This window comes from Amycolatopsis regifaucium, assembly GCF_001613935.1.
Classification (GTDB): Bacteria; Actinomycetota; Actinomycetes; order Mycobacteriales; family Pseudonocardiaceae; genus Amycolatopsis; species Amycolatopsis regifaucium.
In genome coordinates this window covers 36,761-55,540 of the sequence record NZ_LQCI01000004.1, presented here as the reverse complement: position 1 = coordinate 55,540, position 18,780 = coordinate 36,761, and the positions used below count along the sequence as shown (strand labels likewise).

At 68.8% G+C, this 18,780-nt stretch carries 19 protein-coding genes; 9 read left to right on the top strand and 10 right to left on the bottom strand.

Going from position 1 to position 18,780, the window contains the following annotated elements; all coding sequences use genetic code 11:
* Positions 1–6: 6 nt before the first annotated feature.
* Genes AVL48_RS07615 through AVL48_RS07605 form a run of 3 tightly spaced genes read right to left on the bottom strand, consistent with a single transcriptional unit; the run spans position 7 to position 2,494 of the window.
* Entirely contained in the window at positions 7–852 is an 846-nt protein-coding gene (locus AVL48_RS07615) for a MaoC/PaaZ C-terminal domain-containing protein (protein ID WP_061981209.1), read from the bottom strand.
* Complete coding sequence (locus AVL48_RS07610) at positions 849–1,280, bottom strand: type II toxin-antitoxin system Rv0910 family toxin (RefSeq protein ID WP_061981208.1); 432 nt, start codon at positions 1,278–1,280, stop codon at positions 849–851. Before AVL48_RS07610 ends, AVL48_RS07615 begins: the two co-directional genes overlap by 4 nt.
* A gap of 20 nt (positions 1,281–1,300) precedes the next feature.
* Positions 1,301–2,494 (bottom strand): lipid-transfer protein, encoded by a 1,194-nt coding sequence (locus AVL48_RS07605; RefSeq protein ID WP_208616216.1) that lies wholly within the window; start codon positions 2,492–2,494, stop codon positions 1,301–1,303.
* Positions 2,495–2,675: 181 nt separating this feature from the next.
* Here AVL48_RS07605 and AVL48_RS07600 point away from each other — a divergent pair, with 181 nt between their 5' ends.
* Positions 2,676–3,623, top strand: a complete 948-nt coding sequence (locus tag AVL48_RS07600) for a hypothetical protein (protein WP_244162350.1) — start codon at positions 2,676–2,678, stop codon at positions 3,621–3,623.
* Between the two features lie 9 nt (positions 3,624–3,632).
* The gene (locus AVL48_RS07595) at positions 3,633–4,340 is read left to right on the top strand and encodes an RraA family protein (protein WP_061981206.1); all 708 of its coding nucleotides are present in this window, start codon (positions 3,633–3,635) and stop codon (positions 4,338–4,340) included.
* Positions 4,341–4,412: 72 nt separating this feature from the next.
* Here the strand turns inward: AVL48_RS07595 and AVL48_RS07590 are convergent, their stop codons facing one another.
* On the bottom strand, positions 4,413–5,228 hold the full coding sequence (locus tag AVL48_RS07590; RefSeq protein WP_061981205.1) for a ThuA domain-containing protein: 816 nt from the start codon (positions 5,226–5,228) through the stop codon (positions 4,413–4,415).
* 134 nt (positions 5,229–5,362) lie between these two features.
* Between AVL48_RS07590 and AVL48_RS07585 the strand changes: the two genes are divergently transcribed.
* On the top strand, positions 5,363–6,247 hold the full coding sequence (locus tag AVL48_RS07585; RefSeq protein ID WP_061981204.1) for a LysR family transcriptional regulator: 885 nt from the start codon (positions 5,363–5,365) through the stop codon (positions 6,245–6,247).
* A gap of 74 nt (positions 6,248–6,321) precedes the next feature.
* On the opposite strand, the gene AVL48_RS07580 is transcribed toward AVL48_RS07585, so the two are convergent.
* Entirely contained in the window at positions 6,322–7,119 is a 798-nt protein-coding gene (locus AVL48_RS07580; protein ID WP_082857572.1) for a DsbA family protein, read from the bottom strand.
* Between the two features lie 2 nt (positions 7,120–7,121).
* The gene (locus AVL48_RS07575; protein WP_082857578.1) at positions 7,122–7,610 is read right to left on the bottom strand and encodes a MauE/DoxX family redox-associated membrane protein; all 489 of its coding nucleotides are present in this window, start codon (positions 7,608–7,610) and stop codon (positions 7,122–7,124) included.
* Positions 7,611–7,701: 91 nt separating this feature from the next.
* On the opposite strand from AVL48_RS07575, the gene AVL48_RS07570 reads away from it, so the two are divergent.
* Complete coding sequence (locus AVL48_RS07570; protein WP_061981202.1) at positions 7,702–8,532, top strand: glutamate ABC transporter substrate-binding protein; 831 nt, start codon at positions 7,702–7,704, stop codon at positions 8,530–8,532.
* On the top strand, positions 8,529–10,916 hold the full coding sequence (gene hrpB / locus AVL48_RS07565) for an ATP-dependent helicase HrpB (RefSeq protein WP_061981201.1): 2,388 nt from the start codon (positions 8,529–8,531) through the stop codon (positions 10,914–10,916). The genes AVL48_RS07570 and hrpB overlap by 4 nt, the downstream gene beginning before the upstream one ends.
* A 4-nt stretch (positions 10,917–10,920) precedes the next feature.
* On the opposite strand, the gene AVL48_RS07560 is transcribed toward hrpB, so the two are convergent.
* Positions 10,921–11,709, bottom strand: a complete 789-nt coding sequence (locus AVL48_RS07560; protein ID WP_061981200.1) for an ion transporter — start codon at positions 11,707–11,709, stop codon at positions 10,921–10,923.
* A 134-nt stretch (positions 11,710–11,843) separates the two neighbouring features.
* On the opposite strand from AVL48_RS07560, the gene AVL48_RS07555 reads away from it, so the two are divergent.
* Genes AVL48_RS07555 through AVL48_RS07545 form a run of 3 tightly spaced genes read left to right on the top strand, consistent with a single transcriptional unit; the run spans position 11,844 to position 14,535 of the window.
* Positions 11,844–12,761 carry an ABC transporter ATP-binding protein gene (locus AVL48_RS07555; RefSeq protein ID WP_061981199.1) on the top strand — a complete coding sequence of 306 codons (918 nt, stop codon included), beginning with the start codon at positions 11,844–11,846 and terminating at the stop codon, positions 12,759–12,761.
* Positions 12,758–13,792: an alpha/beta hydrolase family protein gene (locus AVL48_RS07550; RefSeq protein WP_061981198.1), complete on the top strand. Its 1,035-nt coding sequence runs from the start codon at positions 12,758–12,760 to the stop codon at positions 13,790–13,792. Before AVL48_RS07555 ends, AVL48_RS07550 begins: the two co-directional genes overlap by 4 nt.
* Positions 13,789–14,535 (top strand): ABC transporter permease, encoded by a 747-nt coding sequence (locus tag AVL48_RS07545; protein WP_061981197.1) that lies wholly within the window; start codon positions 13,789–13,791, stop codon positions 14,533–14,535. The genes AVL48_RS07550 and AVL48_RS07545 overlap by 4 nt, the downstream gene beginning before the upstream one ends.
* A 305-nt stretch (positions 14,536–14,840) precedes the next feature.
* Here the strand turns inward: AVL48_RS07545 and AVL48_RS07540 are convergent, their stop codons facing one another.
* On the bottom strand, positions 14,841–15,386 hold the full coding sequence (locus tag AVL48_RS07540; RefSeq protein WP_061981196.1) for a TetR/AcrR family transcriptional regulator: 546 nt from the start codon (positions 15,384–15,386) through the stop codon (positions 14,841–14,843).
* A gap of 43 nt (positions 15,387–15,429) precedes the next feature.
* Between AVL48_RS07540 and AVL48_RS07535 the strand changes: the two genes are divergently transcribed.
* Complete coding sequence (locus AVL48_RS07535) at positions 15,430–16,551, top strand: FAD-dependent monooxygenase (protein WP_061981195.1); 1,122 nt, start codon at positions 15,430–15,432, stop codon at positions 16,549–16,551.
* On the opposite strand, the gene AVL48_RS07530 is transcribed toward AVL48_RS07535, so the two are convergent.
* Together AVL48_RS07530 and AVL48_RS07525 are read right to left on the bottom strand one after the other, a co-directional pair.
* Complete coding sequence (locus AVL48_RS07530; RefSeq protein ID WP_061981194.1) at positions 16,496–17,170, bottom strand: response regulator transcription factor; 675 nt, start codon at positions 17,168–17,170, stop codon at positions 16,496–16,498. The genes AVL48_RS07535 and AVL48_RS07530 overlap by 56 nt on opposite strands.
* Positions 17,145–18,749, bottom strand: a complete 1,605-nt coding sequence (locus AVL48_RS07525) for a histidine kinase (RefSeq protein WP_061981193.1) — start codon at positions 18,747–18,749, stop codon at positions 17,145–17,147. The genes AVL48_RS07530 and AVL48_RS07525 overlap by 26 nt, the downstream gene beginning before the upstream one ends.
* Positions 18,750–18,780: the final 31 nt, after the last annotated feature.

Below are 18,780 nucleotides of genomic sequence, written 5' to 3'. Positions count from 1 at the left end.
TTGCTCCTACTCCGCGAATTCCGCGAGACCGTCTTTGAGCACGACGGTTTCGCCGACGGTGGTTTCGAACGCGTAGCTTCCGGCGCCCGCGCGCCAGATGGACGTCGTCAGGTCCTGCCCTGGCAGCACCGGCTTGGCGAACCGGACGGCGAACCGCTTCAGTCTGTCCACATCGGACCCGGCGACCTCGGTCAGCAGCGCCCACGAGGTGAACGCCATGGTGCACAGGCCGTGCGCGATGATCCCCGGGAGTCCCGAATCCTTCGCGACCTCTTCGTCGAGGTGGATCGGCATCGGGTCGCCCGCGGCGGGCGCGTACCGGTAGGTCTGGTCGTCGTCGACGTGCTGGCTGACCTTCGCCACCGGCGCCTGCGAGCGCAGGGCCTCGTCGAACCTGTGCTCCGGCCCGAGTTCGCCGCGTGTCTCGCCGGTGTCGAAACCGCGCACGAACAACGTCACGTACTGCTCGTTGACGAGGTCGCCGTCCTCGGTGCGGCATTCGAGGTGAATGGTGCCGCGCGTGCCGTTCGGCAGCCCCTCGTACCCGGTCATCCGCGCCCGCGACACGAGCTTGTCGCCGGGACGAATCGGGCGGTGGAACCGGAATTCCTGCTCCCCGTGCACGATCCGGCCGAACAGCCCGACCGGCACGACCTCCAGCGCGGGTTCCATCAGCGACTCGAACACCGGCACGATCGCGAACACCGGGCTCGCGACCTCGCCCGCGAGGTGCGCCGGGATCGGGTCGTTGGTCGCCTTGGCGTACTCGATCAGCCGCTCGCGGGTCACCTCGAACCGGGACTCGTCGGTCCACTTGCCGAGCCCGCCGGGATCGAACCGGTCCTCGGTCACGCGACCAGCGCCTTGAACTTCTCCAGCGACGCGTCGAGGTTCTTCTTGCCGTCCTTCTCGACGGCCTTGCCGAGCGCGCCGACGATCATCTGTCCGGCGAATTCGGCGTCGATGCTGGCGAGCGAACCGGCACCGGACGGCTCCACGGACAGCTCGAACTTGACCTTCACCCCGGCCATCCCGGTCCCGGAGATCGCCAGCTTCGACGGCGCCTCGAACTCGTCGACCGTCCAGGTGATCGTGTTCGGCATCCCGAGCATCGTGACGACCTCGGAAGCCTGCGCGCCCTTGGAGAACTCGGCCGGGACCTCGCCCTTCCACTTGGTGTGGATGGTCAGCCACTTCTCGAAGTTGTTGGGGTTGGAGAACTCCGCCCACACCTTGTCGGGAGCGGCGGGGAGTTCGACGGAGGCACTGATCTTGCCCATGGTTGTTCCTTTCGGTGGGATCAGCGCTCGGCGCGCTGGTAGGCGGTGACGACGGCGGCGCCGCCGAGTCCGATGTTGTGTTGCAGTGCGGCTTCGACGCCGTCCACCTGGCGCTTGTCCGCGGTGCCGCGCAGCTGCCAGGTCAGCTCGGCGCACTGCGCGAGGCCGGTGGCGCCGAGCGGATGTCCCTTGGAGATGAGGCCGCCGGACGGGTTGACGACCCACTTGCCGCCATAGGTGGTGTCCCCGGAATCGACGAGCTTTCCGGCCTCCCCCTCGGCGCAGAGTCCCAGCGCTTCGTAGAGCAGGAGTTCGTTGGCGGAGAAGCAATCGTGCAGTTCGATGACCTGGAAGTCTTCGGCGCCGAGCCCGGCCTGGTCGTACACCTGGCGCGCGGCCTGGACGTTCATGTCGTAGCCGATGATGTTCTTCGCGGTGCCGTCGAACGTGCTCGCGAAGTCGGTGGTCATCGCCTGCCCGACGATCTCGACCGCCTGCCCCGCCAGGCCATGCGAGTCCACAAAGGACTCACTGGCCAGGATCGCGGCGCCCGAACCGTCCGAGGTCGGCGAGCACTGGAGTTTGGTGAGCGGGTCGTAGATCATCCGCGAGTCGAGGATGTCCTGCAGCGAATAGCTTTCCTGGAACTGCGCGTACGGGTTGTTCACCGAATGCCGGTGGTTCTTCTCGCCGATCTTGGCGAAGTGCTCGGCGGTCGTCCCGTAGGTCTTCATGTGCTCGCGGCCCGCCGCGCCGAACATCCACGGCGCCGGCGGGAACAGCACCTCGGAGATCTCCGCGAGTGCCTGGAGGTGCCTGCCCATCGGCTGTTCGCGGTCGTCGTAGGTCGAACCGAGCGAACCCGGCTGCATCTTCTCGAAACCGAGCGCGAGCACGCAGTCCGCGCGACCGCCCCGGATCGCTTCCGCGGCCAGGTAGAGGGCGGTCGATCCGGTCGAGCAGTTGTTGTTGACGTTGACCACCGGGATGCCGGTCATGCCCAGTTCGTAGACCGCGCGCTGCCCCGAGGTCGACTCGCCGTAGACGTAACCGACGTAGGCCTGCCGCACCTCGTCGAAGGAGATCCCGGCGTCTTCGAGCGCCTTGGTCCCGGACTCCTTGGCCATCTGCGGGTAGTCCCAGCCCTCACGGCGGCCGGGTTTCTCGAATTTCGTCATGCCGACGCCGACGACGTACACCTTGTTGCCCACCACGACGCTCCTTGCCGTTGCCGGGTCGCTACCGCCACTGAAGATACAGACAGGACTGTATTTATCAACCCCTTACATACAGGACTGCACGGATGTTACTTACGACACGGTAGGTGTCAGATGACGCAGACAGACGGCCCCGACCCCCGATAAACAGGGAAAACACCACTAACAGGGGGTATCGATGAAACGGACAAGTCTGGTCTTGGCCGCCACCGTCGCCGCAGGACTGCTGTCGGCAGGCACGGCAGCCGCGAGCGATTGGACGATGAGTCACCTGCCGACGCCCGGCGGCGACGCTCTGCGGGTCGTGGCCACCGACGGGGCCGGAAGCTACGCCGGGCACTTCGACGGCGGTCTGCTCACCTGGTCCGGAGGGGCCGTCCACGACCACGGCATCCCGGCGGGCTACAACACCGTCGACACCGTGGACGAGAACGCGTCGGGGACCGTTCTCCTCAACAGCTACGCGATCTCCACCCGGGCGAATCGCTCGTTCGTCTTCGAGAACGGCGTGTTCCAGGTCCTGGAGAACGTGCCGGGCTACGCCCAGACGCGGGTCACCGGCATCAACGACCGCGGCGACATCGTCGGCAGGGTGTTCAACGATCCGCGATACGGCTCCTGGGCGGCGTTCTGGCCGGGCGGCGACCGCGCGCACCCGGTGCGGTTGGACTCCCCGCCGCTGCTCAGCCCGGTGGACGTCGACCACGACGGCACGATCCTGATGCAGGAACAGTACGGCGGTACCTGGCTCTGGAAGGACGGGGCGGCGCAGCAGCTCGTGCTCCCCGACGGCATCCGTGAGTCACGCGCCCTCGCGATCCGCGGCGGCAAGGTACTGGCCGACCTCGAAGGCGGGCCCCGGGTGTGGACCGCTTTCGACACCTCGGTACCGGTGCCGGATGGCATGACGGCGAACGCGCTCACCAGCTCGGGGCAGGTGGCCGGCTGTATGCGGACGCCGGACGCCTCGACGATTCCCGCCGTGTGGTCGCTCGGCGGCCAGGTCGAGACGCTGCCCGCGCCGTCCAGCGGCTGCGCCACCATCGCGGGCGAAAACGGGGAAGTCGTGGGCACCCTTGCGGAGAACGGGCCTTACGACACGCCCGTGGTGTGGCGCCGTGGCTAAAGTCGGGGTATGGATCCCGAGGAGCTTCGGCAGCGGTTCTCCCTGCTGACCACCGCGCATCTGACCGACGGCTGCGTCCGCGCCCGCGTCCCGGTCCGGTGCGCGCCGGCCGGAACGCACGCGATCGTGCCCGGCAGCCGCGTCGCCGGGCGGGTCACCCCCGCCCGGCACGTCGGCAGCGTCGACGTCTTCCTGGAGGCGTACGAAACCGCGAATCCCGGCGACGTCCTGGTCGTCGACAACGGCGGCAGGCTCGACGAAAGCTGCGTCGGTGACCTCGCGGTCCTCGAGGCGGAGGCGGCCGGGCTGAGCGGCGTCGTCATCTGGGGCCTGCACCGCGATACCGCCGACATCGAGAAGATCGGCCTGCCGGTGTTCAGCCTCGGCTCGATCCCGACCGGCCCCCTCTCGGTCTCCGCCCGCCCGGACGGCGCGCTCGACTCGGCCGTCGTCGGGGAGTGGACGGTGACCCGCGACGACTTCGTGTTCGGCGACGAGGACGGCGTGCTGTTCGTCGCGGCCGACCGCGCCGACGAGGTCCTGGACCGGGCGGAAGCCATCCGGGACACCGAACGGCGGCAGGCCGAGCGGATCCGCACCGGAGAGACCCTTCGCGAACAGGTGCGCTTCGCCGACTTCCTCGCCGAGCGCGCGAAGTCACCTTCGCTGACGTTCCGGGAGCACCTGCGGGCGGTCGGCGGCGCCATCGAGGAGTAGCAAGGGACCTTTGCTATCGCCGGAGGGCCTGACCAGGGAAAACACCCCCCTGTCCGGCCCTCCGGCATGTCTCTAGGCGGTCTTCGCTCCCCCGAGCCACAGCAGACCGTCGATGACGAAGCGGTTCTGCACCTCACTGGCGAACGTCGACGACAGCGGCTGGTTCGTCTCGTAGTTCATCTTGTTGTGGCCGAAGTTGGCGTACAGCATCTTGTACTTGTCGTTGGTCCAGAGGATCGGGTAGTACCCGCTGTACCAGGACTGGTCCGGATCGGTCCCCAGCGGGAAGCTCACCGGGTCCACCGACGCGAGGATCCGGATGTCCGGGTTCTTCCGCAGGTCGCTGCTCCAGGAGTACCACTCGCTCACCGAAGAGGTGAACGTCGCGGGCAGCCGCGTGGTCGAGGGATGCGACCGGTTCTCCACCCGCAACGTCGAAGTCGTCGGCCCCCACGTGTTCGATTTGAACGCGCCCGTGCCGAGGAACCTGTTGTGGTACCAGTCCCAAGTGGACGGAGCGGTGGTGAACGCGGCCACGTGGAAGCCGAAGAACGCACCGCCCGCACGCAGGTAGCGCTCGAAGCCCGCGCGCTGCGCCGAGGTCTGCGGCAGGTCGTCCAGGAATACCACGACCTGGTACTGCGACGGCTGCAGGGAGTTCAGCCGGTTCCAGTCGTTGGTCGCGGTGTAGCCGAAGTTGTGCTCCGCGGGGGTTTTCGGAAACCACCGGTCGGCTTCCTTGACGAAGCTGATGTGCGCCGCGTCGTAGGTGCCGTTGTAGAAGGCCAGCACTTTGAACGCGGGCGCGGCCCCGGCGGGCACCGGCGCCATGGCCAATGCGAGACACGAGGCGAACAGTAGAGCGAGCCGGAGTACGAATTTCTTCATCTTGCTCACCACCCAAGCCAGAACCGTAAGTTCAAGGCTTGAATTAACGCATGATAGCGAGCCGGTGGTCTAGACCTGAGCGGAAAGACGGTTACCGGTGACCGGCACGGCCCCGGATCGATAACCTGTGGATTATGGAATTGCGGGACATCGAGATCTTCCTGACGCTGGCCGAGGAGCTGCATTTCGGCCGTACCGCGGAGCGGCTGCATGTCTCGCAGGCCCGGGTGAGCCAGACGATCAAGCAGGTGGAACGTCGGATCGGCGCACCTCTGTTCGCCCGCACCAGCAGGCGGGTCCAGCTCACGCCGATCGGCAGGCGGCTGCGGGACGACCTCGGGCCCGCCTACCGCGCGCTGCACGAAGGCATCGAACGCGCGGTCACCGCCGGACGCGGGATCGGCGGGGTCCTACGTCTGGGCTTCGAAGCCCCCGGCGTCGCCGACCTCACCGAGAGCCTGTTGGACCGCTTCCGGCAGCGCTACCCGGAAACGGAATTGCTGATCCGGGAAGCCGATTTCGCCGACCCGTTCGCGATGCTGCGCTCGGGCGAGATCGACGTCCTGGTGACCCTGCTCCCGGCCGACGAAGCCGATCTCACCACCGGGCCCGCCGTGTACCGCGAACCGATGGTGCTCGCGGTGTCGTCGAAACACCCGTTCGCGCGGCGGAATTCGGTGTCCCTGGACGATCTCGCCAGGGACACCGTCCTCCGCGCGGCGCATCCGCCGGAGCCGTACTGGGTCGAGGGGCCGAGGCAGTGGCTGACCCCGGCCGGACATCCGGTGACGCGAGGCAAGCCGTTCGCGACCTTTCAGGAACTGCTCGCCGCGATCGCCACCGGTGCCGGGATCTGTCCGCTCGCGGCGCACGCGCGGGAGTACTTCAGCCACCCGAGAATCCGCTTCGTTCCCTTCACGGGATCACCCGACGTCGAGTGGGGTCTCGTCTGGCCACGCTCCGCCGAGACAGCGCGCGTCCAGGCCTTCGCGAACGTCGCCTCCTCCACGCGCCCCTGACTCCCGCATTTCGTCCTCTAAATGCGGTCCTTGCCCACGCAACTTCCGCATTTAGAGGACGAAACGCGACGGGATCAGGCGACGACCTTCTGCACCCAGCCGTCTTCGAGCTTCACGACCTGACCGTTCGAAGCGACGGTCGGTGTGCCGAAGCCCGGTCCGTTGCCGAAGTCCTGCTGCAACGACGGATCCGTGGAGGTCTTCTTGTACGCGTCCTGGATCTGCTGCTCGTAGACACCGGTGTTGACCGCCGTGGCGAAAGCCGGGTCGGTGATGCCTACGTCCTGGCCGAGCTTGATCAGCTGCCCCTTGTCGAACCCGCGGCCACCTTCCTGCGGCTGGTCCTTGAACAGCGCGTCGTGGAAGGCGAGGAACTTGCCCGCGTCGGCCGCGGCGAGCGAGGCGTTGGCGGAGTCCATCGAGTACCCCGGCGGATCGGAGCGCTGGTTGAGCATCGGCAGCATGTGATAGCGCACCTGCAGGACGCCGTTGTTGACCTGCTCCTGGATCTGGTCCTTGAACTTCTCCTCGAACTGCTTGCAGATCGGGCACAGGAAGTCGGCGTAGATGTCGATCGTCTTCGTCGCCTCGGGCTTGCCGACGACCACGACGGCCCCGTCACGCTTCTGGACGACACCGGGAGCCACCGCCGTCGAGGCCTGCGGCTGGATCACCCTGCCCGCGGTGCTGTCCTTGCTGGACGTCGTCCAGATGACCCCACCGATCACCAGCGCGGCGAGCACGACCACGGCGACCGTGATCGCGACGACCTTCTTCTTGTCGCCGCCGGCGACGCCCCTGGCCTGTGCCACCGAACGCGCCGCCGTCTGCTGCTGCTTGCGTTTCCGAGCGTTGCGCTCAGCTCCACCCACGATTATCCGTTCCCTTCAGCGATACCCACATAGTCGTCGTCCGCGGGGGCACGAGAGTTCCCGAGCCACCCGTCCACGGAGAACCAGGTCCGCGGCCGGACGATCAACCAGACGCCCAGCAACGCGAACCCGAGGTCCCTGGCGATCTCCTGCGGATACTGCGTCTGATCCGCGGCGATCTGACCGCCACCGCCGAAGCAGCCGCAATCGATGCTCAGCCCGCGCGCCCAGGACTGGGCGATCGCGGCGATGAGCACCGCGAGCAGCAGCACCGACAGCACCGACACCCAGCGGGTCACGAACCCGGCGAGCAGGAACAGGCCGAGCGCCAGTTCGACGAGCGGCATCCCGATCGCGACCGGGCGGACGAGCCCGTCCGGCAGGACGTCGAACGCCTGCACGGCGATGTAGGTCTGCCCCGGATCGCTGATCTTCAGCGCTCCGGAAATCAACCAGACGGCGGCCAGTCCGAGCCGGGCGAGGGTGCCCACGGCGTCGAGCACGACTTGGGGCGGTCTACGCACGGGCCTAGGCTAACGGTCGACCCTGAGAACAAGGTGAGGCGGCGGACGGAGGCACCCGATGAGGGGACATGCCCTGCTGGCGGCTTGCTTGATGCTGGTCACCTCGGTGGCGGCGTGCGGGCCGGAAGCCGGTCCCGCGGATTCGCTCGTCGCCCGCGCCGTCGGAGCCAACAAACTCACCATCGGTATCCGCTTTGACCAGCCGGGGCTTTCCAAACGGACGGTCGACGGCCGCTATGTCGGTTTCGACGTCGACGTCGCGAAGTACGTCGCGAGCGAATTGGGTGTCGACACGGATCGCATCACCTGGCACGACAGCAGACCGTCGACCCGTGAGACGGACATAACCTCCGGGATCACGGATCTGATGGTGGCGACCTACTCGATCACCGAGAAACGCAAACAGGTGGTCGCCTTCGCCGGTCCCTATTTCGAAACCGGCCAGGATCTGCTGGTCCGCCTCCGGTCGACCGACATCACCGGCCCGGAAAACCTCAACGGCCGCAAACTGTGCGCCGTGGGCGGCACCACCTCGGCCGAGCAGGTGCGCGACAAGTTCGCCCAGGCCGTCCAGCTCGTCGAGTACCCGCGCTATCAGGACTGCGTCACGGCATTGCTCGCGGGACAGGTCGACGCGGTGACGACCGACGACGTCATCCTGGCCGGGTACGTCGCGCAGAACCCGGAGCTGCTGAGGGTCGTCGGCAAGCCGTTCTCCGCCGAGAAATACGGCGTCGGCCTGCGCAAGGGCGACAACGAAGGGCGCGCGGCGGTGGCCAGGGCCATCCAGAAGATGATCTCGTCCGGGGAATGGCTCGCCTCGCTGAACCGCAACATCGGCCCGTCCGGCTACCGGATCCCGCCCCCACCGCAGGTCACCGAGCAGTGACCCTTCCCGACCTGCCGGTTCGCGCCGTCCTGCCCGAACTCCTGGCCGCCCTCGACACGCACGGCACCGCGGTGCTCGTCGCACCCCCTGGTACCGGCAAGACCACCTTGGTGCCGCTCGCGCTGGACAACGGCGAGGGCCGGGTGATCGTCGCCGAACCGAGGCGGCTGGCCGCGCGGGCCGCGGCGGCACGGATGGCGTCCCTGCTGGGCGAACGGGTCGGCGAGACGGTCGGCTATTCGGTGCGCGGGGACCGGAAGGTGTCGTCTTCGACGCGGATCGAAGTGGTCACGTCCGGGTTGCTGGTCCGGCGGGTGCAGAGCGATCCCGAACTCGCCGGGGTTTCGACCGTCCTGCTCGACGAATGCCACGAGCGCCACCTCGACGCGGACCTGCTGCTCGCGCTGCTGCTGGACGTGCGCGCCGGGCTGCGGGACGACCTGCGCCTGCTCGCGACGTCCGCCACCGTGGCGGCCGGGCGGCTGGCCGCCCTGCTCGGGGACGCGCCGGTGATCACCGCGCGGGCCCGGACCTATCCGGTCGACGTCTCGTATCAGCCGCCCGCGCGCGGTGAGCGGATCGAGGCGACCGTGGTCCGGACGATCCACAAAGCACTGTCCGAAGGGGATGGTGACGTCCTCGCGTTCCTCCCCGGTGCCGGCGAAATCGCCAGGGTGAGCGGACGGCTCAACGGCCTGGACGCCGACGTGCTGCCGCTGCACGGCCGGCTTTCGGCGGCGAGCCAGGACGACGCGCTGCGCCCGCGTGCCCGCCGCCGGGTGGTGCTTTCGACGTCGGTCGCCGAGTCCAGCTTGACCGTGCCGGGCGTGCGCGCGGTGGTGGACTGCGGGTTGTCCAGGGTGCCTCGTGTCGATCACCGGCGTGGGTTGCCCGGCTTGGCGACCGTCCGTGTCTCGGCGGCCGTCGCCGAGCAGCGCGCCGGCCGGGCCGGACGGGAAGCGCCGGGACGCGCCTATCGATGCTGGGCGGCGCACGAGCAGGGGTCCTTGCCCGCCTACCCCGAACCCGAAATCCGCACGGCCGAACTGGCCCGGTTCGCGCTGGAGCTCGCGTGCTGGTCCACTCCGGACGGTTCCGGGCTCGCCTGGTGGGATCCGCCCGGTGAAGGCGCGCTCGCCGCCGGTCGCGCGCTGCTGACGACGCTCGGCGCGACCGCGGAAGACGGCACGGTGACCGAACGCGGCCGGAAGATGGCCGAACTCGGCCTGCATCCGCGACTGGCGCGGGCGCTGCTGGACGGCGCGGCGCGGACCAACGCGCGTTCGGCCGCCGAGGTCGTCGCGCTGCTGGACAGTGGCGGCACGCTGACCGATCTCGAAGCCGAACTGCGGCGCGTACGGGGTGACGACCGCTGGAAGTCCGACGTACGACGGCTTTCCAGGCTGGTGCCCGACGGCGGCGGGGCGTCCGATCCGGCGCTGATCGTCGCGCTGGCGCATCCGGAACGGCTCGCCCGACGGCGTGCCGCGGGTACGCCGGTCTATTTGATGGCCGGTGGCACGGCGGCGGAACTGCCGCGCGGCAGTGGACTGGCCGACGTCGAATGGCTGGCCGTGGCCGAAGCGACCCGCGATCCCGGCCGCGCACAGGGCGTCATCCGGCTGGCCGCGCCCGCCGACGAGGACCTCGCGGTCCGCGCGGCACCGAATCTGGTCTCCTCGGCCGACGAAGTGCGCTGGTCCCAAGGGGACGTCGTCGCGCGTTCGGTGCGGCGGCTGGGCGCGATCGTGCTGTCGGAGAAACCGCTGCGCTCGCCCGCGCCGGACGCGATTCGCTCCGCGCTGCTGGAGGGATTGCGCACCGAGGGGCTCGGCCTGTTGCGCTGGTCCGAGGACGGGCGGCGGCTCCGTGAGCGGTTGTCCTTCCTGCATCGGGTGGCGGGTTCGCCTTGGCCGGCGGTCGACGACGCGGCCCTGTTGTCCACTTTGGGCTCATGGCTTGATCTCGGCTCCGCCCGCCGCCGATCGGATCTGGCGGCACTGGACGCGGGTGCCGCGCTGCGCGGTCTGTTGCCGTGGCCCGAGGCGTCGCGGTTGGACGAACTGGCACCGGACCGGCTGGAGGTCCCGTCGGGTTCGCGGATCCGGGTCGACTATTCGGGTGCGCAGCCGGTGCTGGCCGTGAAACTGCAGGAGACGTTCGGCTGGCTCGCGACACCGGAACTGGCGGGCGTCCCCGTCGTCCTGCACCTGCTCTCACCAGCCGGACGACCCGCCGCGGTCACCGCCGATCTGGAATCGTTCTGGCGCAACGGTTATGCGGCCGTGCGGGCCGATCTCCGCGGACGCTACCCGAAGCATCCCTGGCCGGACGACCCGCTGAGCGCCGCTCCCACCCGGCGGACCACGCGGCGCGGCTCCTGACCGGTCAGTCCATCATCTGGTGCTGAGGCCGGGTCGGCAGCCGCTCCGCCAGTTCCTCGTCCTCCAGTCGCTCGTTCAGGCCCAGTTGCACCGCGCTGCGGATCTGCTCTCGGTTCTCCCGCACGACATGCGCGAAGAACTCGTCGGTCCGCGGATCGGTCAGTACTTCGAGGATCACGCGCATCGCGGTGTCGATCACCGAACGGACCACCTCGTCGTGGAACGGCAGCTTCGACAGCCGACCCGCCTGCGGATCGTTTTTCAGCTTCTCGGCGATGATCCCCCGCAGCAGCGTCTGGTTTTCGGCGAGGGAACGCGCGAGGTTCTGCGGGTAGTTGCCGGTTTCCAGCACCTTGACGACTTCGTCGAGCACCGCGATCGTGATCGGCTTCTTGATCGCCAGCACGATCGGCCGCGACAGCCGCTCGACCAGGCGCTGCGTGAACCGCTCCCCGAACGCGCGGTCCGCCGTCCGCGCGAGCCGGATCAGCACCACGACGATCCGCAGCAACCGGAATCCGCGCAGCGCCGGATGCGCGATGGGGATCATGCCGAGGATCTCGTACCAGTTGCGCAACGGGAACCGCTTTTCCCAGCCGTCGCGCCGCCACCGCCACAGGAATTCGAGCGCGAAGAGCCCGCACACCGTCGTGTCGATGATGAACACGCGATGGGCCGTCTCGTCCGAATGCGGGAAGAACGTCACATAGACGAGCAGCCCGACGGAGAACACGGCGAGTGCGAGCATCACCAGGTCGAGCGGATTCACGCGCCGTTGTCCACGGGTGGTCATGGCGCCGATTGTGCCTTTCCGCGATGCTCGTGCCGAACGGCACCTGCCGAAAGTAAGGGGCGACCGATGACTTCGGGGCAATGCCCGCGCGGGCCTCCACGCCGGAAACTGGCGTCACACGAAGGAGGACGCGGATGATCACGCTTCGAGGACTCACGAAGCGCTATGGCGAGAAGACGGTCGTCGACGGGCTGACCTTCGCCGTCGAGCCGGGCAAGGTGACCGGTTTCCTCGGTCCCAACGGCGCCGGGAAGTCGACGACCATGCGGATGACACTCGGCCTCGACGCGCCGAGCGCCGGAGAGGTCCGCATCGACGGCGAGAAGTACGCGGACCTGCGACATCCGCTGCGTGAGGTCGGAGCGTTGCTGGAAGCCAAGGCGCTGCACCCCGGCCGGACCGCGGGCAAGCACCTCCTGGCGATGGCGCGCAGCAACGGGATCCCGGCGAGCCGGGTGGACGAAGTGCTCGCGACGGTCGGCCTCACCGACGTCGCGGGCAAACGAGCCGGGACGTTCTCGCTCGGGATGGGGCAGCGGCTCGGCATCGCCGGTGCCCTGCTGGGCGACCCCGGCGTGCTGATGTTCGACGAGCCGGTCAACGGCCTCGACCCCGACGGCGTCCGCTGGGTACGGCAACTGATGCGCTCGCTCGCCGCGGAGGGCCGCACGGTGTTCGTATCGAGTCACCTGATGAGTGAAATGCAACTGACCGCGGACAGGCTCGTGGTCATCGGCAAGGGAAAGCTGCTCGCCGACGCCCCGGTCGACGAATTCATCGCGGGCAATTCGCGGACGTCGGTCGCGGTGCGGGTCCCCGTTTCCGGCGAACTGCGTGCGCTCGAACAGCGTCTGCGCGCCCTCGGCGCGAGCACGGAATCCGACCGGGACGAACTGATCGTGCACGACCTGCCCGTCGCGCGCGTCGGCGACGCGGTGCACGAACTCGGGATCCGCGTACACGGGCTGACCGAACGGACCGCGTCGCTGGAGCAGGCCTATATGGAATTGACCGCGTCGTCGGTCGAATACGGAACGGGAGTCGCGGCATGAAGTCACTCATGGTCCTGGTGGCGGTGATCGCCGGCCTGCTGGGGGTGCCGGCGGCCGCGTCGGCGGCACCGGAACTGTCGCTGCCCGCGCCGGGCGGCCCGCTCCCGATCGGGTCGCGCACGCTGCACCTCACCGATCAGCGGCGAGCCGACCCTTGGGTGCCGGAAAGGCGGCGCGAGCTGATGGTCAACGTCTGGTACCCGGCGGTCCCGATCGGGCGCGCCCCGCGGTACATGACGCGCGCGGAGTCGGCGGCGGCGATCGCCGGACGGAAGCTCGACCTGCCGCCGGACACGCTGAGCGAGGTGCGGGTTCATTCGAGGGAGAACGCGCCCTCGCTGCCCGGACGTCGTCCCTTGGTACTGCTTTCGCCGGGCGCGGGCAACAACCGGATCACCCTGACCGCGGTCGCCGAACGTCTTGCCGCACAAGGATTCGTGGTCGCCGGAATCGACCACGCCTACGAAGCCTGGGAAACGGAGTTCCCCGATGGGCTGCGTCAGTGTGTCCCTTGTGGACTTCCCGGTGAACCCTGGCCGTCGGCGATCGCGAACCGCGCCGTCGACGCGTCGTTCGTCATCGACACCCTGCTGAAGGACCGGCGCTGGTCGATCGACGCCAAGAAAATCGGGATGGCCGGGCATTCCGCCGGTGGTTCGGCCACCGCCACGGCCATGGCCGCCGACCGGCGGATCAGGGCGGGCGTGAACGTCGACGGCCCGTTCTTCGGCATCGTTTCCCTCGACCGGCCGCTGCTGCTGCTGGCCAGCCCGATCGGCGAGAAGAACTACAGCCCGACCTGGGACGAGACCTGGCCGCGGCTCACCGGGCCGAAGGAGCGGTACCTGCTCGAAAACAGCGGCCACTCCTCGGTGACCGACGGCGCGATCCTGGTGGATCAACTGGGTCTGCGGTCCTCGCTGCCCGCCGATTTCGTCCGCAACCAGTACGGCTCGATCGATTCGCGGGTAGCGCTGGACTTCTACCGCGACCGGCTGACCGCCTTCTTCAAGCAGTGGAGCGCACGATGAACACGATCTCGTCGGAATGGACCAAGTTCTGGTCGGTCCGCTCCACCTGGTGGTGCCTGATCAGCGGGCTCGTGCTGATGCTCGCCTATTCCGGTGCGCTGGGCCTGGCCGCGAACTCCGGCGTCGAACGCTCGATGGCCCCGCACGCCGTCGTGACCGGGGCGGCGTTCTACCTCACGCAGTTCGCCGTGGTCGCGCTGGCGACGCTGTTCATCACGAGCGAGTACGCCAGCGGCAGCATCCGCTCGACCCTGCAATGGGTCCCGACGCGCAACCGGGTCCTCGCGGCGAAATCGGCCGTCCTGCTGCCGGTGCTGTTCGGCTACGGCGTCCTGAACACCCTCGCCGGCGTGGCGATCTCGGCGCCGCTGATCCCCGGGCGGAATTCCTCGGTGGGCGAGGTCCTCGCGACCTCGGCAGGCATGGGCGGCTACTTCGCGCTGCTGGGCCTGCTCTGCCTCGGCCTCGGGACGGCGCTGCGGAGCACGGCGGGGACGATCGTGACGGTCTTCGTGCTGCTGGTGATGATCCCGATGTTCGCCGGTTCACTGGGCGGGGAAGACCTCGTGAACTACTTCCCCGGCTTCGCGGGCGTCAACGCGATGGTCACTTCAGGCGAGCCGAACCCGATCTTCGGCGGCGTCGCGCCCTACGCGCCTTGGGTCGGCATCGCGCTCTGTACGGCTTGGGCGGCGGCCGGTCTCGCCACCGGTTCCACCGTGCTGCGGCGGCGCGACGCCTGAGGGAGAGCAAGGGACCTTCGCTCTCGCTTGTCGCAACGTTGAGAGAAGCGAGAGCAAAGGTCCCTTGCTCACTTCCGCGCCGTAACCGCAGGTCGGAGCCCCCCCGCGATAGCAAAGGTCCCCTGCTACCTCGCTCCCCTGCGGAGCCCCTATCGATGAAGGAATTGGGACGTTGAGTGTCCCAATTCCTTCACCGACGCCCCGAGAATCGCCACTCACGACCCGACGGCGACACCAAAGGTCCCTTGCTCCCCTCCGCACCATAACCGCAGGTCAGAGCCCTCGGCGATACCAAAGGTCCCCCGCTACCCCGCCACCCCGAGCCCAGCCAGAACCTCCCCCGCGTCCCGCGTCAGCTCCGCCAGCCCCGGCGGCCGCAGCGACCCGGTCCCGGCCAGCGCGTCGAAGATCGTCCCGTCCAGCCACGCGACGAGCACCCGCGCGTGCCGCTCAGGCTCCGTCGACCCGCGGTCGGCAAGCACCTCGGCGCACCTTCGCCGGATCACCAGCCCTCCGCGGTCATAGGCCTCGCGCAACTCCGGCCGCCGCGTCGCCTCCAGTGCGAACTCGTACCGCGCCAGCATCCGCGTCCGCCCCCGCGTGATCGCCGCGTACGCGAACTCCGCCACATACTCGGCCAGCTTCCCGGGCCGCGGCTCGATGGTGACCTCGTCGAGTTCGACCATCCGCGAGATCGCCAGTTCCAGCAGCGCCGCCCGCGTCCGCGCGTAATACGAGGTCGATCCCGACGGCAGCCCGGCGAACCGGTCGACCGCGCGATGCGTCAGCCCGCGCATCCCCTCGGCCGCGATCACCTCGATGGCCGCGTCCCCGATTATCGACTTTCGCACTCTACAAGTGTAGTAGTACTCTACACATGTAGAGGAGGTCGACGTGCGCAAAGCGATCGTGGTCGGCGGGGGAATCGGTGGACTCAGCGCCGCCATCGGGCTGCACGGCATCGGCTGGGAGGTCACCGTCCTGGAACAAGCGCCGGAACTCACCGCCGTGGGCGCGGGCATCTCCCTGTGGCCGAACGCCCTGCGCTCACTCGAAACACTGGGCGTCCGCCTCGACAAGCTCCAAGAGCAATCCTCCGGCGGTCTCCACGACCGGAAAGGCCGCCGCATCACCCGATGGGACGCCGACGCGTTCCGCCGTCACCACGGCCGTCCGCTCGCCGCCATCCACCGCGCCGACCTCATCGGGGGACTCCTCGACGCCCTGCCCGCCGGAAGCGTCCGCACCGGCGCCGCGGTCACCGACGTCGGTGACCTCGACGCGGACGTCATCATCGCCGCCGACGGAATCCACAGCGGACTCCGGAAGCAGCTGTGGCCGCGGCATCCCGCACCGGTCTACAGCGGCAGCACGGCCTTCCGTGCCGTCACCGCGCTCCCGCACCCGACGGATCTCAGCACGAGCTGGGACGACGGCGCCGAGATCGGCGTCATCCCGCTCCACGACGGCCGCGTCTACTGGTGGGCGAGCTACGTCGCCGAAGCAGGTCTTCGGCACGAAGACCCGAAGGCTTATCTCCGTGAACGTTTCGGCGGCTGGCACGAACCGATCCCGGAGCTCATCGACGCCACCACCCCCGAGACGCTGCTCCACCACGACCTCTACCTGCTCGGCACTCCCCTGCCGTCCTACGTGAAGGGGCGGGTCGCGTTCCTCGGCGACGCCGCGCACGCGATGCCGCCGTTCCTCGGCCAAGGCGGTTGCCAGGCGATCGAAGACGCCGTCGTCCTCGCCGCCGCGCTCAGCACCACCGAGGACGTCGACGCGGCGCTGAAGAATTACGACGAGCAACGCCGTCCGCGCAGCCAGTCGGTCGTCAAAGCGTCGATTCAGGCGGGAAAACTGGGCCCACAGTTGAGGAACCCGCTCGCCGTGGCCGTACGCAACAGCGTCTTCCGATTGCTTCCCGGCGCGCTCACCGCCCGCATCGGGGCCGGGGTCAGCGGCTGGACGCCTCCGGTTCCCCGCCGACCAGCCCCGCCTCGTACGCGGTGATCGCGGCCTGCACGCGGTTCCGTGCGCCGAGCCGGTTGAGAATAGTGCTCACGTAGGCCTTCACTGTGCCCTCGACCACGAACAGCTTGCCCGCGATGTCCGCATTGGACAGTCCAGAACCCAGTAGTGCCAGCACTTCCTGTTCACGCGGCGTCAGCTTGCCGATCAACGCCTTCGCCTCTTCCGCGCGGGACACCTGGTTGCCGGAGAAGCGGGCGATCACCCGCTGCGCGACCTTCGGCGAAAGGAACGCCGCTCCACCCGCGACCGCGTGGATCCCGGACAACAGTTCGCGCGGATCACCGGATTTCAGCAGGAAACCACTCGCGCCGAGGCCGAGCGCGCGTTCGATGTAGGTGTCCTCGCCGAACGTGGTCAGCATGATCACGCCGACCTCGGGCAGCAGCCGCCGGATCTCCTCCGCCGCTTTGAGCCCGTCCATGACCGGCATGCGGATGTCGAGAAGCACGACGTCCGGCCTGGTCGCGCGCACCTGCTCGACGGCGGAACGGCCATCCCCGGCCTCCGCGACCACTTCGATTTCGGTGTCGGCGGCCAGGATCGCCGATACGCCGGCTCGGATCATCGCCTCGTCATCGGCCAGCACCACCCGGATCATCCGGGTTCCCCCTTTGCTCGTCCTCACTGATCACGTCCTTCGCCACGAGCTTCCCGTCGGCGAAGCACAGCCGGTAGACCTCGTAGTTCAAGTTGAACACGGTGCGCTCGGTGCCGTAGTACTCGCATATCGCTCCCGCGGGCACCGGCGGCTCCACCATCCGAGGCCGCGCGATCCGCTGACCGCCGGGCAGGACGGGCGCGATCTCCGCCCGCGTCTGGCCGACCCGGATCCGCTCGTAGGCTCCTCGAGGGAGTTCGGAGCCGTACCACTGGACGAGGAACACCACCCCGCTGATGCCGACCACCAGGCCGAAGAGCCCGATCGGCACGACGATCGCCTGGATCAGGCTGCGCCGGACGTCGCGGCGGGCGCGTTCCAGTTCCCTGGCCGATGTCGACTGTCCGACCTCCGCGTCCATCGCCGCCTGGCTCTCCGGCGATTCCTCCGAAGGCGCCGCGTCATGCGGCAGGGTGGCGCTGACCTCGAACCCGCCGCCGCTCGGCGCCGCACGCAGTGTCCCGCCGACCAGCCGGACCCGTTCGCGCAGGCCGATCAGGCCGCGACGTCCGGAAGACCGTCCGGGCAGTGGCCCCGCGGGCGGTGGCGCGTTGGTGACCACGACGTCCGTCTGCCCCGCCGAGCGCACCACCCGGACGGTGACGGCGGCTCCCGGCGCGTGTTTGACGACGTTCGTCATGGACTCCTGGACCACGCGATACGCCGCGCGGTCGACCATCCCCGGCTCGCCGTCGACCGGAGCGTCCACAGAGGACTCGATCAGCATGCCGGACGCCCTCGCGCGATCGAGCAGTTCGTCGATGCTCTCGTCCACCGGCTCGGTGGGGGCGTCCTCTTCGCGCAGCACGCCGATGATCTCGCGCAGCCGTTCGGTCGCCGTCGCGGCACTCTGCCGCAATTCACCGGCGGCCTGCCGCTGTCGCTCGTCGAGGCCGCCCGCGACCTCCAGCGCCGCGGCGCGCACCGCGATGAGACTCAGCTCGTGGCCCAGCGAATCGTGCATGTCGCTGGCGATCCGGGCACGTTCGCGCAGCCGCGCACGGTCGGCGATGAGCCGCTGACGGCTCTCCATCTCCTCGGCGCGGCGCCAGCCGTCCCGAGCCATGTCCTCGCGTTGCCGGATGTACCGGCCCAGCAACCAAGGCGTCACCGAGGCGAAAACCAAAATGCCGAGCAGCGCTCCCCACGCCGAGAAACCGTCCTCGCTCCACAGCAGCGCCACTGGGACCGCGATGACGGAGATGACGGTGAATACCCGCAACATCGGCTTCGCGACCGGCTGCCGGTAGCCCGCGAGGTAACTCACGGCGACGAGGAGGAACCCCTCCCAGATCGGCACCCGGCCACCGAAGCTGCCCAGCACGATGAAGCTCGCGAGCATGGCGATGATGAGCGAGACCAGCGGGTACCGGCGCGACACCGCGATCGCGGCCGTGGTCGCGGTGAGCCCGAAGAGCAGTTCCCAGTGCTTCGTGCTGGATCCGGCGTCGATGGTCACCCAGCCACAGAGCCCGAGCCACAGCGCGACGTCCATGACCAGCCGCCGCCCGCGCCGCACAGGCTCCTCCGCGTCCTTCACAGACTCGGAC